Source organism: Dactylosporangium aurantiacum, assembly GCF_000716715.1.
Taxonomy (GTDB): Bacteria; Actinomycetota; Actinomycetes; order Mycobacteriales; family Micromonosporaceae; genus Dactylosporangium; species Dactylosporangium aurantiacum.
Genome location: NZ_JNYJ01000017.1, coordinates 50,099 through 64,994, shown reverse-complemented (window position 1 = coordinate 64,994; position 14,896 = coordinate 50,099). Strand labels below are relative to the sequence as shown.

Annotated in this window: 11 protein-coding genes; 6 read left to right on the top strand and 5 right to left on the bottom strand. The window is 71.9% G+C overall.

Annotated elements, in window-relative coordinates; genetic code table 11:
• The first annotated feature begins 273 nt into the window (after positions 1 to 273).
• Both OP18_RS20425 and OP18_RS20420 read left to right on the top strand, forming a co-directional pair.
• Positions 274 to 3,447, top strand: coding sequence for a S8 family serine peptidase (locus tag OP18_RS20425; RefSeq protein ID WP_162189813.1), 3,174 nt, complete (start codon positions 274 to 276; stop codon positions 3,445 to 3,447).
• Between the two features lie 95 nt (positions 3,448 to 3,542).
• A complete protein-coding gene (locus OP18_RS20420; RefSeq protein WP_033360569.1) occupies positions 3,543 to 3,998 on the top strand; it encodes a MaoC family dehydratase in 456 nt (151 codons plus the stop codon).
• A gap of 3 nt (positions 3,999 to 4,001) precedes the next feature.
• Here OP18_RS20420 and OP18_RS20415 read toward each other — a convergent pair whose 3' ends face one another.
• From OP18_RS20415 to fabG, 3 genes are read right to left on the bottom strand one after another with little or no spacing between them, the layout of a single operon-like run.
• Positions 4,002 to 5,069 (bottom strand): acyl-CoA dehydrogenase family protein, encoded by a 1,068-nt coding sequence (locus OP18_RS20415; protein ID WP_033360568.1) that lies wholly within the window; start codon positions 5,067 to 5,069, stop codon positions 4,002 to 4,004.
• Positions 5,066 to 6,235 carry an acyl-CoA dehydrogenase family protein gene (locus tag OP18_RS20410; protein ID WP_033360567.1) on the bottom strand — a complete coding sequence of 390 codons (1,170 nt, stop codon included), beginning with the start codon at positions 6,233 to 6,235 and terminating at the stop codon, positions 5,066 to 5,068. The genes OP18_RS20415 and OP18_RS20410 overlap by 4 nt, the downstream gene beginning before the upstream one ends.
• Positions 6,232 to 6,993, bottom strand: a complete 762-nt coding sequence (fabG, locus tag OP18_RS20405; protein WP_033360566.1) for a 3-oxoacyl-ACP reductase FabG — start codon at positions 6,991 to 6,993, stop codon at positions 6,232 to 6,234. The genes OP18_RS20410 and fabG overlap by 4 nt, the downstream gene beginning before the upstream one ends.
• A gap of 180 nt (positions 6,994 to 7,173) precedes the next feature.
• On the opposite strand from fabG, the gene OP18_RS20400 reads away from it, so the two are divergent.
• The 4 genes from OP18_RS20400 to OP18_RS20385 all read left to right on the top strand — a co-directional run bounded on the left by OP18_RS20400 (position 7,174) and on the right by OP18_RS20385 (position 11,524).
• On the top strand, positions 7,174 to 8,166 hold the full coding sequence (locus OP18_RS20400; protein ID WP_052387031.1) for a TolB family protein: 993 nt from the start codon (positions 7,174 to 7,176) through the stop codon (positions 8,164 to 8,166).
• Entirely contained in the window at positions 8,166 to 8,792 is a 627-nt protein-coding gene (locus OP18_RS20395) for a hypothetical protein (protein WP_033360565.1), read from the top strand. Before OP18_RS20400 ends, OP18_RS20395 begins: the two co-directional genes overlap by 1 nt.
• 3 nt (positions 8,793 to 8,795) lie before the next feature.
• Positions 8,796 to 9,593 carry an endonuclease/exonuclease/phosphatase family protein gene (locus OP18_RS20390; RefSeq protein WP_033360564.1) on the top strand — a complete coding sequence of 266 codons (798 nt, stop codon included), beginning with the start codon at positions 8,796 to 8,798 and terminating at the stop codon, positions 9,591 to 9,593.
• A 239-nt stretch (positions 9,594 to 9,832) separates the two neighbouring features.
• Complete coding sequence (locus OP18_RS20385; protein ID WP_033360563.1) at positions 9,833 to 11,524, top strand: substrate-binding domain-containing protein; 1,692 nt, start codon at positions 9,833 to 9,835, stop codon at positions 11,522 to 11,524.
• A gap of 50 nt (positions 11,525 to 11,574) precedes the next feature.
• On the opposite strand, the gene OP18_RS20380 is transcribed toward OP18_RS20385, so the two are convergent.
• Complete coding sequence (locus tag OP18_RS20380) at positions 11,575 to 12,381, bottom strand: TrmH family RNA methyltransferase (RefSeq protein WP_033360562.1); 807 nt, start codon at positions 12,379 to 12,381, stop codon at positions 11,575 to 11,577.
• Positions 12,381 to 14,885, bottom strand: coding sequence for a valine--tRNA ligase (valS, locus tag OP18_RS20375; protein WP_033360634.1), 2,505 nt, complete (start codon positions 14,883 to 14,885; stop codon positions 12,381 to 12,383). The genes OP18_RS20380 and valS overlap by 1 nt, the downstream gene beginning before the upstream one ends.
• Between the last annotated feature and the right edge of the window lie 11 nt (positions 14,886 to 14,896).

Below are 14,896 nucleotides of genomic sequence, written 5' to 3'. Positions count from 1 at the left end.
CGGCGTGCGCGCAGACCGAGGGTGGCCGCGCCGGCGCAGCTACGCGGGGGAAGTTGTCACAACCCTTCGGACACCAGCCCGTCCATGAGAGGGGGCATGATGAGCCGACGGAGATGGGTGCACGCCGCAGTGGCGTCAGCACTCGTTCCGCCACTGCTCGTGATCGTCTCGGCAAGCCCGAGTCAGGCAGCACCGGTGCCGGGCACATTGACATCGGTGCAGGGTGCTTCGCTGGTCAAGCAGGTCGCGACCGCCAAGTCACCCACGAGTCGCATGGCAAAGACCGACCCATCCCTGCTCAACCGCTCCGACAGCACCCGGCTGGCGATTGCGGTCAAGCTCGACTACGACTCGACCGCGACGTACTCCGGCGGTATCGCCGGATATGAGGCGACGAGTCCGTCAGTCACCGGTAAGGCGCTTTCCGGAAGCACCGCGGAGCAGCGCTACGAAAGCCGTATCGCCGCAATTGAGGACAAATTCCTCGCGGATCTCAAGAAGCTGGTCCCGGACGCCAAAGTCGGCCAGAAGCTGCGCACGGTCTACGGTGGCATCGCCATGTCGGTGCCGGCCAACAAGATCGGCTCGATCCTGACGATCGACAACGTCGTGGCGGTCCAGTCCGACGCGGCGCGCGCGCCGCAGACCGACTCCAGCACCAGCTTCATCGGTGCGGACCAGGTCTACCCGTCGCTCGGCGGTAAGCCGAACGCCGGTAAGGGCGTCATCTTCGGCTCGCTCGACAGTGGGGTGTGGCCGGAGCACCCGTCGTTCGCGGACAACGGCAACCTCGGTGCCCCGCCCGCGAAGGCGGACGGCACCCCGCGGGCCTGCGACTTCGGCGACAACCCGCTCACCCCGGCGGCCGACCCGTTCGTCTGCCAGAACAAGCTCATCGGTGGCAAGGGCTTCCTGGACACCTACAACGCGCTGCAGCCGATGGAGATGTTCGGGTACACCGCCCGCGACTCCGACGGTCACGGCACCCACACCGCGTCGACCGCCGCCGGCAACCCGGTCGCCTCGGCGAACGTCCTCGGCGTCGAGCGGGGGCCGATCAACGGCGTCGCGCCCGGTGCCTGGGTCTCGGTGTACAAGGTCTGTGGCGCGACCGGCTGCTACAGCACCGACTCGGCCGCCGCGGTCGCCCAGGCGATCAAGGACGGCGTCAAGGTCATCAACTTCTCGATCTCGGGTGGCGCGAGCCCGTACACCGACATCGTGGAGCTGGCGTTCTTCGACGCGTACAAGGCCGGCGTCTTCGTGGCCGCCTCCGCCGGTAACGCCGGTCCGGGCGCGTCCACGGCCGACCACCTGTCCGGCTGGGTCACCACCGTCGCCGCGTCGACGCAGAAGCGCTCCTTCGAGTCGACCCTGACCGTCGCGTCCAGCGACGGCGCCCAGACGGTGCTCAAGGGCGTGTCGATCACCCAGGGCCTCACCCCGGCGAAGCCGGTCGTGCTGGCCTCGGCGCCGCCGTACAGCAACCCGACGTGTGAGGCCCCGGCCCCGCCCGGGATCTTCACCGGCAAGATCGTGGCGTGCCAGCGCAGCCCGGGCCGCATCATGAAGGGCTTCAACGTCAAGCAGGGCGGCGCGGCCGGCATGATCCTGTACAACAACCCGGCGGCTGACGCGCTGAGCGACAACCACTGGCTGCCGACGGTGCACCTGGCCGACGGCACGGCGTTCCTGAACTTCGTCGCGGCCCACCCGGGCATCACGGCGTCGTTCACCCAGGGTGAGAAGGTCATCGGCACCGGCGACGTGATGACGAGCTTCTCGTCGCGCGGCCCCGGCGGCCAGTTCATCAAGCCCGACATCACCGCACCCGGTGCGCAGATCCTCGCCGGCCAGACGCCGGTCCTGGACGACGCGGCCGGTGGCCCGCCCGGCCAGTACTTCATGGCCATCGCCGGCACCTCGATGTCGTCGCCGCACATCGCCGGCTCCGCCATCCTGGAGAAGGCGGCCCACCCGGACTTCACCCCGGGTCAGATCAAGTCCTCGCTGATGACCACCGCGACGACCAACGTGAAGAAGGAGAACGGGACGACTCCGGCCGACCCGTTCGATCTCGGCGCCGGTCGCGTCCAGGTCAACCTCGCCGCGAACCCCGGTCTCACCTTCGACGAGACGGCCGACCGGATGTTCTCGCTGGGCAACGACCCGGTCAACGCGGTGCAGATCAACCTGCCGTCGGTGAACGCCCCGGTCATGCCGGGCAAGCTCACCGCGGTCCGCACGGCGAAGAACGTCTCGGGCAAGACGCAGACCTACCGCGTCGAGACCACGTCGCCGGCCGGCTCGTCCATCACGGTCTCGCCGGCCATCTTCACCGTGCCGGCGGGCAAGACCGTGACCATCAACATCACCATCAAGTCCAACGCCCCCAAGGCGCAGTACTTCGGTGAGGTCCGGTTGAAGCCGCTCAGCTCGAGCGTGCCGGCGCTGCACCTGCCGGTCGCGTTCGTGCCGCAGCAGGGCGACATCAAGGTGACCCAGGCCTGCAGCCCGGCGTCGCTGACGCTGCTGCAGAACAGCACCTGCACGGTCACCGCCACCAACGGCACCTTCAACGACACCACGGCGGACTTCGCCACCACGACCACGCTCAACCTGCCGATCGTCGGCGCGAGCGGGGCCACGGTGGTCAACCCGTTCAAGGCGGAGAAGAAGGGCGCGCCGCTGGCCGGCGCGGTGCCGGGCACGCCGTCGATCGCCCCGGGCACCATCGCCGGGTACATCCCGCTCGACCTGTTCGGGGGCACGCTGGTGACCCCGATCGGCGACGAGAACCTGACGACGTTCAACGTGCCGCCGTTCAAGTTCAACGGTGTCGAGTACAGCTCGCTCACCGTCGACTCGAACGGGTACCTGTACCCGGGCAGCGACGACAGCAACGAGAACAACATCTGCTGCGACATCTCGCCGATCCCGAACCCCGCGAAGCCGAACAACGTCCTCGCGCCGTTCTGGACCGACCTCGACGGCACGGGCGCGACCGGCCTGCTGGTCAACGTGCTCACCGACGGCGTCGGCCTCTGGACGGTCGTGGAGTGGCGGGTGAACGACTTCGGCACCACCAACACCCGCCGGTTCCAGGTCTGGCTGGGCTCGGGTGGCCCGCAGGACATCGCGTTCTCGTACGACTTCGCGACCGTCGCGAGCCTGCCGGCCGGGCAGGACCTCGTGGTCGGCGCCGAGAACGAGTCGGGCACCGGTGGTCAGGGCCTGCCCCTGAACACGCTGCCGACCACGGACCTCTACGTCACCAGCACCGACCCGGTGCCGGGCGCGTCGACGTCCTACACCGTCACGGTGAAGGGTCTGCTGCCCGGTTCGGGCAGGGTCACCACGTCCGTGGTCACCCCGGCCGTGCCCGGCACGACCGTGGTCACCACCGACATCGGTGTGACGCTGAAGCTCAACCGCATCGGCACGTAAGCACCGTCATGCGTCGAAGCCGGCGGCCGGTCCCGACCCACGGGGCCGGCCGCCGGTCGTTGACGAATGTTGCACTGTGTGTGCAGGATCAGGGCATGCGGACGTTTGCGAGTGCGGGTGAGCTGCTGGCGGCAGTCGGTGAGGTCCTGGGCCACAGCGAGTGGCGGGAGATCACCCAGGAGCAGATCAACCTGTTCGCCGAGGCCACCGGCGACCACCAGTGGATCCACGTCGACGTGGAGAAGGCGGCCGCCGGGCCGTTCGGCACGACCATCGCGCACGGCTTCATGAGCCTGTCGCTGCTGCCGGTCCTGGTCTCCGGCGTGTACCGGGTGCAGGGCTCCCGGATGGGCATCAACTACGGGCTGGACAAGGTGCGGTTCCCCGCGCCGCTGCCCGTCGGGTCGAAGGTCCGCGCCACGGTGCAGCTGCTGTCCGCCGACGACCTCGGTGAGGGCTGGCTGCAGCTGAAGAACAAGGTGACCGTCGAGCGCGAGGGCCAGGAGAAGCCGGTCTGCGTCGCGGAGTCGCTGACCCGGCTTCTCCTGTGATCCTCAGGCGGGCAGCGCCACCAGGTCGGCCAACGCCGCGCGATGGGCGGAGGCCGACCCGAGGCTCGCGGCGTTGGAGCGGGCGCGCTTGAGGTACAGGTGCGCCGGGTGCTCCCAGGTGAAGCCGATCCCGCCGTGCAGCTGCACGCACTCCTCGGCGGCCTTGACCGCCACCGGGGAGCAGAAGGCCTGGGCCACCGCCGCCGCGACCGGCAGGTCCGGGTCCCCGGTGGCGAGGCAGTCCGCCGCGTAGCGGGCGACCGCGCGGGCCTCGGTGACGCTCACCCACAGGTCGGCGAGCCGGTGCTTGATCGCCTGGTACGAGCCGACCTGCCGGGCGAACTGCCGCCGGGTCTTCACGTACTCCACCGTCGTGGTCAGGCACCATTCGGCCACGCCGAGCTGCTCGGAGGCGAGCAGCGCCGCACCGGCCGTCAGCGCCCGGTCCACCGCGGCGGTCGCGTCGGCGCTGACCAGGCGGCCGGTCGCGCCCCGCAGCGTCACGTCGGTGAGGGGGCGGGTCAGGTCGAAGCTGACGACCGGCACCCGCTCGGCGTCGGCCGCCTCCACCGCGTGCAGGCCGGCGGCCGTCGGCACCAGCAGCACGTCGGCGACCCCGGCGTCCACCACGCTGGTCACCGTGCCGTCCAGCCGGTCGCCGTCCGCGGTGACGGTCCAGCCGCCCGCCGCGCGCGCGGACAGCGGCACCGCCAGGGTCGCGGTCCGGCTGCCGGCGGCGACCGCGTCCAGCACCGGGTCCCCGCTGCCGAGCAGCGCGGCCACGGCGAGCACCGAGTTGCCCAGGAACGGCACCGGCGCCACCGAGCGGCCCAGCTCCTCCAGGACCACCGCGGTCTCCCGCCAGGACGCGCCCGCCCCGCCGTCCGCCTCGGCCACCGGCAGCCCGGCTACCCCGAGGTCCACGGCGAGGGCCCGCCACAGTTTCAGGTCGACGGGCTCCGGCGACTCGACGCGGGCCAGCACCGCCTCGAACCCGGCACGCGCCGCCAGCAGGGAGCGCACGCTCGCCCGCAGCTCCTCCTCGACCTCGCTGTACAAAAGGTCGGTCATTTCGGCAGGTCCTTCCAGGCGACGTCCTTGTCGAGCCGGTGCTCCGGCGGCAGCCCCAGGACCCGTTCGGCGACGATGTTGCGCAGGATCTCCGACGTGCCGCCCTCGATCGAGTTGCCCTTGGCGCGCAGGTACCGGTAGCCGGCCGTCCGGCCGGCGAAGTCCACGACGGTCGGGCGGCGCATCGTCCACTCGTCGTGGCGCAGCCCCTCCTCGCCGAGCAGGTCCAGCTCCAGGCCGGAGATCTCCTGGTTGAGCCGGGCGAAGAGCAGCTTCGCCGCCGAGCCCTCCGGCCCGGGCTGGCCGGCCGCCAGCTGCTGGCGCAGCCGCGTCCCGGTGAGCCTGGCCGCCTCCGCCTCGACCCACAGGCGCAGCAGCGCGTCGTGCAGCGCCGGCGTGCGCAGCTCGGGGCGCTCCCGCCACAGGTCGGCGACGACCCCGATGACACCGCCCTCGCGGGGCGACGCGCCGCCGCCGATCGCGACCCGCTCGTTCATCAGCGTGGTCTGCGCGACCGCCCAGCCCTCGCCGACCGCGCCGAGCCGGTCGGTGTCGGGGACCCGCACACCGGTCAGGAACACCTCGTTGAACTCGGCCTCACCGGTGGCCTGCCGCAGCGGGCGCACCTCCACCCCGGGCGCGGTCATGTCCAGCACGAAGTAGGTGATGCCCTGGTGCTTCGGCACGGCCGGGTCGGTGCGGGCGATGAGGATCGCCCAGCGCGCCTCGTGCGCCATCGACGTCCACACCTTCTGGCCGTCGACGACCCAGCCGTCACCGTCCCGCACCGCGCGGGTGGCCAGCCCGGCCAGGTCGGAGCCGGCGCCGGGCTCGCTGAACAGCTGGCACCACACCTCCTCGCCGGTCCACAGCGGGCGCAGCCAGCGCCGGCGCTGCTCGTCGGTGCCGTGCCGCAGGATCGTCGGTGCCGCCATGCCGAGCCCGATGCCGATGCGGCGCGGGTTGTTGTCCGGCGCGCCCGCCGCGGCGAACGCCTCCTCGACGCCGGCCTGCTCCTCCCGGGGCAGGCCGAGCCCGCCGAGCCCTTCGGGGAACTGCACCCAGGCGAGCCCGGCGTCGAACCGGGCCCGGAGGAAGTCCAGCGGTTCGAGCGCGTTCGGGTCGTGTGCGGCGAGGAACTCCTTCGCCAGGTCCGCCGGCCTCAATTGAGCGGACCCCCGGCGACGTAGACCACCTGTCCGGAGACGAAGCCCGCCCCCTCGCTCACCAGGAACGAGATGGTGTGCGCGACGTCGGCGGGCTCCCCGACCCTGCGGACCGGGATCCGCTCGGCGGCCGCCGTCCGGAACGCCTCGAAGTCGACCTTCATCCGCGCCGCGGTCGCCGCGGTCATGTCGGTGGCGATGAAGCCGGGCGCCACCGCGTTGACGGTCACGCCGAAGGGCCCCAGCTCGATCGCGAGCGTCTTGGTGAAGCCCTGCAGGCCCGCCTTCGCCGCGGAGTAGTTGGCCTGGCCCCGGTTGCCGAGCGCCGAGGACGACGAGAGGTTGACGATCCGGCCGTATCTCGCCGCCGTCATGTGTACCTGTGCCGCCCGGCTCATCAGGAACGCGCCCCGCAGGTGCACGCCCATGACCGTGTCCCAGTCGTCGTCGCTCATCTTGAACAGGAGGTTGTCGCGCAGCACGCCGGCGTTGTTGACCAGCACCACCGGCGGCCCCAGCTCCTCGGCGACCCGGGCCACGGCGGCGGTCACCGCGCCGGAGTCGGCCACGTCCGCCCCGACCGCGAGGGCCGTGCCGCCGGCGCCGCGGATCTGCTCGACGGTGTCCTTGCAGGCGCCCTCGTCGAGGTCGAGCACCGCGACGGCGTGCCCGTCGGCGGCCAGTCGGACGGCGGTCGCGGCGCCGATGCCGCGGGCCGCGCCGGTCACGATCGCCACGCGGGCCTGTGTGTCTGTCATGCCTTCGATCCTCGCCCGTGAGACACGGTCCTGAAAAGGCACTGTGAGTGCAAATTGTTCACAGGGTTGTCCGATTGGCGGAATTTCTCCGAAGTTCCCGGTCGGGAACCGTTCAGGTGCGGCACGGTTGCGCCGATGGTCTCAGCGTCACACGGAAGCGACAGCACCACGGAGGCACGGATGAACGGCAACGCGATCTCGAAGGCCATCACGCTGACCGGCTTCGCCGCACTGGCGGGCCTGGGCACCATGATCGGCTCACCCGCCGCGCACGCCTCCGCCGCCGGAGCCGCCGGAGCCGCCGATGGCAGGACCGTCGCCTACGTGCGCGCCGGCGTCATCTACAGCAGCGACGGCGTCACCGAGACCCGGCTCACCGAGGACGAGGTCAACGCCCGCCCGCGGTTCAACCCGGCCGGCACGAAGCTCGCGTACCTGCACAACGGCACCGTCTGGGTGATGGACGCCGACGGCGGCGACAAGCACCAGGTCAGCGACCGCACCGCGGGTGGGCCGTCCTGGTCGCCCGACGGGCAGTGGATCGCGTACGCGGCGCTGTCGTGCACCGGCGGCCCGGGCGTCTTCCGGGTCCGCGCCGACGGCCTCGGCGCCGCCTCCGAGCCGCTCTTCCCCGCCTCCTGTCGCGACCAGGCCCTGCCCGAGGTCGGCTACGTCATGGAGCAGCCGGAGGAGAAGGCCGCCGCCGGGCCGAAGCTGGTCGACCGGCTGCGCACCGACGACGCCGTCGCCTGGTCGCCCGACGGCACGAAGATCGCCTTCCGCGGCGGCGAGTGCGAGTCGATCGCCGACAACTGCCTGAGCGTCGGCAACGTCGGCACCGGCACCGAGCGCGCCATCGACTACTACGGCGGCGGCGGCTCCGGTACCAGTGGCTTCGGCGTCGTGCCGGCCTGGCGCGCCGACGGGCAGAAGGTCACCTGGACCACGTACACCGAGGACGGCACGGCCGTGCGGGTCACCGAGGCCGACGCCGACGGTGGCAACCGCCACCAGATCGGCACCGCCGGCGACCGCGAGATGGTCTACGCCGGCACCGGCACCGGCGTGCTGACCGCCGCCCACCAGGGCCACTCCTGGATCACCGCGGTCGACCTGGCCACCGGTGCCCGGACCCCGCTGCGCCAGGGCTCGCAGCCGACCGTCGGCGCTTGATGGGCAGACCCACCGCGACCCTGCTCAGCGCCCTGGTGCTGGCGCTGAGCGCCTGTGACTCCGGTTCGACACCCGTCGAGCCGGAGTCTTCGCGTACCGGCGCCCCGGACGTCATGCTGACGGTCGCCGACCTGCCCGACGGGTATGTCACCAGCCCGCCGCAGGCCGAGCCGGAGGTCAGCGCCGCGGGCTCGGTGAGCGTCGAGGGCTGCGGCGCGCTGCTCGACCGGTTCCGCGACGGCGGCGGCGGGGTCCGGTTCGAGGCCGGCGCGGCGGGACCGTTCCTCGCCGAGGAGCTCGCCGAGGCTCCGGGCGCGGTGGGTGTACTGCGGACGCTCGCCGGACAGTGCGCCACCTTCACCGACACCGACGGCGCCGGCGACACGACCACCGTCACCGTGGCCGACGGCGGCCTGCCCGGGCTCGGCGACGAGTCCGCCGCGTTCCGGATGACCGCTTCGGGCGGTGCCGGCGACGACGCCTACACGCTCGGCGGCTACCTGCTCGCGGTCCGCGTCGGCGGCACCACCTGCACGATCGTGCACTTCGGCCAGCCCGGCGTCGACGCTGCGGAGACCGAGGCGATCGCCAGGACAGCGGTACGCAAGCTGCAACGGCGACAATGAGGCATGCGGCTGGGCACGTTCAACCTGATGCACGGACGGTCTCTCGCCGACGGCCTGGTCGACGCCGGCCGGGTGCACGCCGCGATCGCCGGGCTCGGCGCCGACGTGCTGGGCCTGCAGGAGGTCGACCGCGGCCAGGTCCGCAGCGGCCACGCCGACCTCGCCGGGATCGCGGCCGACGCGATGGGCGGGGCCGAGTTCCTGTTCGTGCCGGCGGTGGTCGGCACGCCCGGCGAGTGGTTCCGGGTGGCGACCGACGCCGACCAGCACGGCGGCGATCCGCACTACGGCGTGGCGCTGGTGAGCCGGTATCCGGTCGTCGAATGGCGGGTCACCAGGCTGCCGGCCGCCCCGCTGCGCTCGCCGATCCTGGCCGGGCAGCGGCTCATGCTGCTCGACGACGAGCCGCGGGTGTTGATCGCCGCGGTGCTCGAGACCCCCGTCGGGCGTGTGACGGTCGCCACCACCCACCTGTCGTTCGTGCCCGGCTGGAACGTGCGGCAGCTGCAGCTGGTCCGCCGGGCGCTGCGCGGCATGCCGGCGCCCCGCGTGCTGCTCGCCGACCTCAACCTGCCCGGCCGGCTGCCCCGCCTCTTCTCCGGCTGGCACCGGCTCGCGGGCCTGCCGACGTACCCGTCACCGGCGCCACGTGTGCAGTTCGACCACGTGCTCGCCGACCGGCACGGCCTCGAGCGGCTGCCGCGGGTCCTGCAGGTGGCGACCCCGGCGGTGTCCTTCTCCGATCACCGCCCACTGATCGTCACCCTACGTGATCGACCGGGCACGCTGAAGATCGATTAGGGCAGATTTAAGCGCGGGTGGAATGCCTGCTTGCGGCGGTTTGTCCCAGCACGATTGCGAGCCGTGTTCGTTTAACTACGATTCTTCGGTGCCTTGTAGATTGGGCGTTCGTTTGTTGGGATGCGTACCGTCAGTGATTTTCAACCGAAGGTACAAGGCCGCGAAGGCCGCCGGTCCGGAGGATTAGAGCCGTGAAAGGTCGCCACCGCTCAGCGGGGTCGTCAGGCGCAGCGCTCAAGATGGGCGCCGCCGCCGTCGCCGTGCTCGTTGTCCTCGCCGGCAGCTGGTATGCGTTCCGCAAGTACTCGCAGGTGTCATGTGGCGCCTCGACCAAGCTCACGATCAGCGCGCCCACCGACATCGCCCCCGCGCTCAAGCAGCAGGTGGCCGACTGGACCGAGCAGGCGAAGGCCGACGACAGCTGCGTCGATGTCGAGGTGATCGAGGCCGCCCCGGCCGACGTGGCCGCCGCCGTGGCCGCCGCCTCGAAGAAGTCGCTGACCGGTGTCGGCCAGGCCAACGGCAAGACCCGGGTGCCCGACGTGTGGGTGCCGGACTCGTCGCTGTGGCTGCAGCGGCTGCGCGCCGCCAACCCGCAGAGCGTGCCGGCCACCGCCACGTCGATCGCCCGCAGCCCCATCGTCGTCGCCGTCCCCGAGCCGATCGCGACGAACTCGTTCGGCTGGCCCGCGACGAAGATCAAGTACACGGACCTCATCGCGAAGGTGTCCGGCGACCAGAAGGTCAAGCTCGGCATCGTCGAGCCCAGCCGCGACTCGACCGGCCTCGCCGGCCTGATGACGCTCGCCGCCGCGGCCACCGCCTCCGGCGGCGGCAACACCACCCAGGCCACCCAGATCGCCACCGCCGCGCTGCGCGCCCTCGCCGCCGGCCGGTCGGCGGTCAAGGACGACCTGATGCAGAAGTTCCCGCGCGGCTCCGACCCGCAGGCCCTCAGCAGCGGCCTCACCGTGGCGCCGCTGTCGGAGCAGTCGGTCATCCAGTACAACGCCCAGCAGCCGCCGGTGCGCATCGCCGCCATCTACGCCGAGCCCGCCCCGGTCGCCCTCGACTACCCGTTCGTGGTGCTGAACAAGGACCGCGCCGCCGTGGCCGAGCAGCTGCTCAAGTCGCTCAACGGCGAGAGCTTCCGCGACCGGCTCGGCGCGATCGGCCTGCGCGGCTCCGACGGCGCGGCCGGCAAGGGCTTCCAGACCCCGACCAGCGCGCCGCCGGCCCTCACCGCCAGCCAGGTGCCCGAGGCCGCGGCCATCGAAGGCCTGCTGACCAAGTGGCAGGCGATCACCCTGCCGGCCCGCATGCTCGCCGTCATCGACGTCTCCGGCTCCATGCTGACGAAGGTCCCGACCGCCGGCGGCCTCGACCGCATGACGGTGACCCTCGAAGCGGCCCGGCGCGGCATGCAGCTCTTCGACGACTCCTGGGCGCTCGGCGTGTGGACGTTCTCCACCCAGCTCGACGGCGCCAAGGACTACAAGCAGCTGGTGCCGATCGGCCCGCTGGTCAGCCAGCGCAACCAGTGCCTGCAGGCGCTGCAGTCGATCCGCCCGAAGCAGAACGGCGACACCGCCCTCTACGACACCATCCTCGCCGGTTACAAGGCCGTGCAGAGCGGCTGGGACAACGGCCGGATCAACTCGCTCATCGTCATGACCGACGGTGAGAACGACGACCCCGCCGGCGGCCTCTCTCTGGAGCAGCTCATCGCCGAGCTCAAGGCCACCGCCGACCCGGCCAAGCCGATCCAGGTCATCCTCATCGGCATCGGCGACAAGGTCGGCGAAGGCGCCATGCGCCAGATCACCGACGCCGTCGGCGGCGGCACGTTCGTCGCCCCCGACCCGGCGAAGATCGGCGACATCTTCCTGCAGGCGATCTCGCTGCGCGGCCAGGCCGTCCAGCCGAAGTAGCCGCCCCCGGCACCCACCGCCCGGCACCCCGTCACAGGGTGCCGGGCGGGCTACCAGTCGGACTTGCGCGCCCGCGCCTCGTACAGCAGCACTGACGCGGACACCGAGACGTTCAGCGAGTCGCCAGAGCCGAGCATCGGCACCGCGACCCGCTGGAAGCCGTGGCCGTACCACTCCTTGCCGATGCCGTAGCGCTCGCTGCCGACGACCAGCGCGGTGCGCCCCGAGTAGTCCGCCCGGCGGTAGTTGACCGCCTCGTCGGTGTCGGCGAGCAGGACCGTGAACCGGTGCCGCCGCAGCCACCCGACCGCGTCGGCGGTCTGCTCGAACTCGACCGTCGGCACCGTCAGGATCGTGCCCTGGCTGGCCCGGATCACCTTCGGATGGGTCAGCCGGGTCTTGCGGTTGGTCAGCACCAGGCAGTCCGCGCCGCACGCGTCCAGCGACCGGATCAGCGTGCCCAGGTTGCCGGGGATCTCCAGGCCGTCGGCGACCAGCACCAGCGCCGTCCGGCCGAAGCGCAGGTCGTCGACGCCCCACCGGGGCAGCGCGGCCAGCGACAGCAGGCCGTCCGGCTTGTCCCGCTCGGAGATCTTCTCCAGGGTCCGCAGCGAGATCCGGAACGACCGGTCGGCCCGCGCGGCGATCTCCTCCGCCCGCCGGTGCGCCTCATCGGCGTAGATCGCCTCAGGGCACCAGAAGAACGTGTCGATGGGGGCGCCGGCCTCCAGGAGCATGTTGTGCGCCCAGAGGCCCTCGGCCACGAACAGCTTGTACCGGTTCGGCGCGGTGTTGTTCTGGATGTGCTGCACCTGCCGCACGGCGGGGTGCTGGACCCCGATGGCCTGGAGTTCCATCACACCGTGACGGTAACCGACAGCTCCCCGGCGTCCGTGACGGCCCACTCGCGCACGTTGCCGGCCGCGGTGAGGTCGGCCCGCACCAGCTCCAGCACCGCGGCGGGCCCGGCGACCTCCAGCAGCGCCACCTCGGCCCGCATCGACTGCCGCGCCGCCGACTTCGCCTTGCGCACCGCCGCGAGCACCGCCGTCGCCGTCGTCAGCGGCGACACGTCGGTCCCGTCCGGCAGGTCCGGCAGGTCACCGGCGGCGGGCCACGGTGCGCGGTGCACCGACCCCTCCTGCCACCACGACCAGACCTCCTCCGTCACGTACGGCAGGAACGGCGCGAACAACCGCAGCAGCGTCGACAGCGCCGTGCTCAGCGCGGCCCGCGCCGAGTCGCCGCCGGGCACCTCACCGTAGGCGCGCGCCTTCACCAGCTCGACGTAGTCGTCGCAGAACGACCAGAAGAACTGCTCGACCCGCTCCAGGGCGCGGGCGTAGTCGTACGCCTCGAAGGCCGCCGTCGCGTCGGTCACCACCGCCGACAGCGTCGCCAGCAGCGCCCGGTCCACGGGCTCGGTCACCGTGCCGGACTCCGGCAGTGACTGCGGTGATGGGAAGCCGAGCACGAACCGGCTCGCGTTGAGCAGCTTCGTCGCCAGCCGCCGGCCCACCTTCATCTGGTTCAGGTCCAGCGCCGTGTCCACGCCCGGACGGGCGCTCGTCGCCCAGTACCGCAGCGCGTCCGCGCCGAACCGCTCCAGCAGCGCCTCCGGCGAGTCCGGCGCGTTGTCCTTCGACTTGCCGATCTTCTTGCGGTCCGGGTCGACGATCCAACCGGCGATCGACGCGTGCTTCCACGGCAGCACCCCGTGCTCCACGTGCGCGCGCAGCACCGTGGAGAACAGCCAGGTCCGGATGATCTCGTGCGCCTGTGGGCGCAGGTCCATCGGGAACACCCGGCCGAACAGGTCCGGGTCGTCGAGCCAGCCACCGATGATCTGCGGCGTCAGCGACGACGTCGCCCACGTGTCCATCACGTCCGGGTCGCCGATGAACCCGCCCGGCCGGCCCCGGTCCGCCTCCTCGAACCCCGGCGGCGTGTCGCTGCTGGGATCCATCGGCAGGGCCGACGGCACGATCGGCTCGTCGTAGATCGGGTGCGCCTCGGCGTCCAGCCGGTACCACAGCGGGATCGGCACCCCGAAGAACCGCTGCCGGCTGATCACCCAGTCGCCGGTCAGGCCCTCCACCCAGTGCTCGTACCGGCTGCGCATGTGCGCCGGCGTCCACCGCAGCTCCCGCCCGCGGGCCAGCAGCGCCGCCCGCAGCTGCGGGGAGCGCCCGCCGTTGCGGATGTACCACTGCCGGGTGCCGACGATCTCGAGCGGCTTCTCGCCCTTCTCGTAGAACTTCACCGCGTGCGTGATCGGCCGCGGCTCGCCCTCCAGCGCGCCCTCGGCCCGCAACGCGGCGACCACCTTCTCCCGCGCCTGGTGCACGGTGAGCCCGGCCACCAGCGCGTACAGGTCCTCCTCCACGCCCGGCGGCGGCTGCAGCCCCAGCCGGCCGTTGCGCTGGATCACGGTCCGGGTCGGCAGGTCCAGCTCCCGCCACCACGTCACGTCCGTCAGGTCGCCGAACGTGCACACCATCACCAGACCGCTGCCCTTCTCCGGGTCGGCGAGGGGGTGCGCGAGCAGCGGCACCTCCACCCGGAACAGCGGCGTGCGCACCGTCGTGCCGAAGTGCGGCCGGTAGCGCTCGTCGTCGGGGTGCGCGACCAGCGCCACGCACGCCGGCAGCAGCTCCGGCCGGGTCGTCTCCACCGCGAACTCGCCGAACCGCACCCGGTGGTACGCGCCCGGCCGCTCCCGGTCCTCCAGCTCCGCCTGCGCCACCGCCGTGCCGAACGTCACGTCCCACAGCGTCGGGCCGTCCACCGCGTACGCGTCGCCGCGGGCCAGGCTGTTGAGGAAGCCGCGCTGCGCCGCCGCCCGGGCCCGGTCGCCGATCGTCGTGTACAGCAGCGACCAGTCCACCGACAGCCCGAGGTTGCGCCACAGCCGCTCGTACGCCTGCTCGTCGACCTCCGTCTGCCGCTTGCACAGGTCGATGAAGTTGCGCCGGCTGATCTTCTGCGGCGGGCCGCCCGCGGTCTTGGTGATCACCAGGTCCGGGTCGTAGGGCAGCGTCGGGTCGCACTGCACCCCGTAGGTCAGCTGCACCCGCCGCTCCGTCGGCAGCCCGTTGTCGTCCCAGCCCATCGGATAGAACACTTCCCGGCCCCGCATCCGCTGGTAGCGGGCGATCGCGTCGGTCTGCGTGTAGGAGAACACGTGCCCGATGTGCAGCGCCCCGCTCACCGTCGGCGGCGGCGTGTCGATCGAGAACACGTCCTGCCGCGACCTGGACCGGTCGAACCGGTACGTCCCCTCGGCGTCCCATACCTTGACCCAGCGCGCCTCGAGGCCATCGAGGGTCGGCTTGGCAGGGATACGCGTCGAATCGGACATGTGCCCCATGC

Excerpts from the sequence above, each read along its gene's own strand:
- OP18_RS20425 (WP_162189813.1), top strand. The coding sequence starts at position 274 with ATGGCAAAGACCGACCCATCCCTGCTCAACCGCTCCGACAGCACCCGG.
- OP18_RS20420 (WP_033360569.1), top strand. The coding sequence starts at position 3,543 with ATGCGGACGTTTGCGAGTGCGGGTGAGCTGCTGGCGGCAGTCGGTGAG.
- OP18_RS20415 (WP_033360568.1), bottom strand. The coding sequence starts at position 5,069 with ATGACCGACCTTTTGTACAGCGAGGTCGAGGAGGAGCTGCGGGCGAGC.
- fabG (WP_033360566.1), bottom strand. The coding sequence starts at position 6,993 with ATGACAGACACACAGGCCCGCGTGGCGATCGTGACCGGCGCGGCCCGC.
- OP18_RS20400 (WP_052387031.1), top strand. The coding sequence starts at position 7,174 with ATGAACGGCAACGCGATCTCGAAGGCCATCACGCTGACCGGCTTCGCC.
- OP18_RS20395 (WP_033360565.1), top strand. The coding sequence starts at position 8,166 with ATGGGCAGACCCACCGCGACCCTGCTCAGCGCCCTGGTGCTGGCGCTG.
- OP18_RS20390 (WP_033360564.1), top strand. The coding sequence starts at position 8,796 with ATGCGGCTGGGCACGTTCAACCTGATGCACGGACGGTCTCTCGCCGAC.
- OP18_RS20385 (WP_033360563.1), top strand. The coding sequence starts at position 9,833 with ATGGGCGCCGCCGCCGTCGCCGTGCTCGTTGTCCTCGCCGGCAGCTGG.
- OP18_RS20380 (WP_033360562.1), bottom strand. The coding sequence starts at position 12,381 with ATGGAACTCCAGGCCATCGGGGTCCAGCACCCCGCCGTGCGGCAGGTG.
- valS (WP_033360634.1), bottom strand. The coding sequence starts at position 14,885 with ATGTCCGATTCGACGCGTATCCCTGCCAAGCCGACCCTCGATGGCCTC.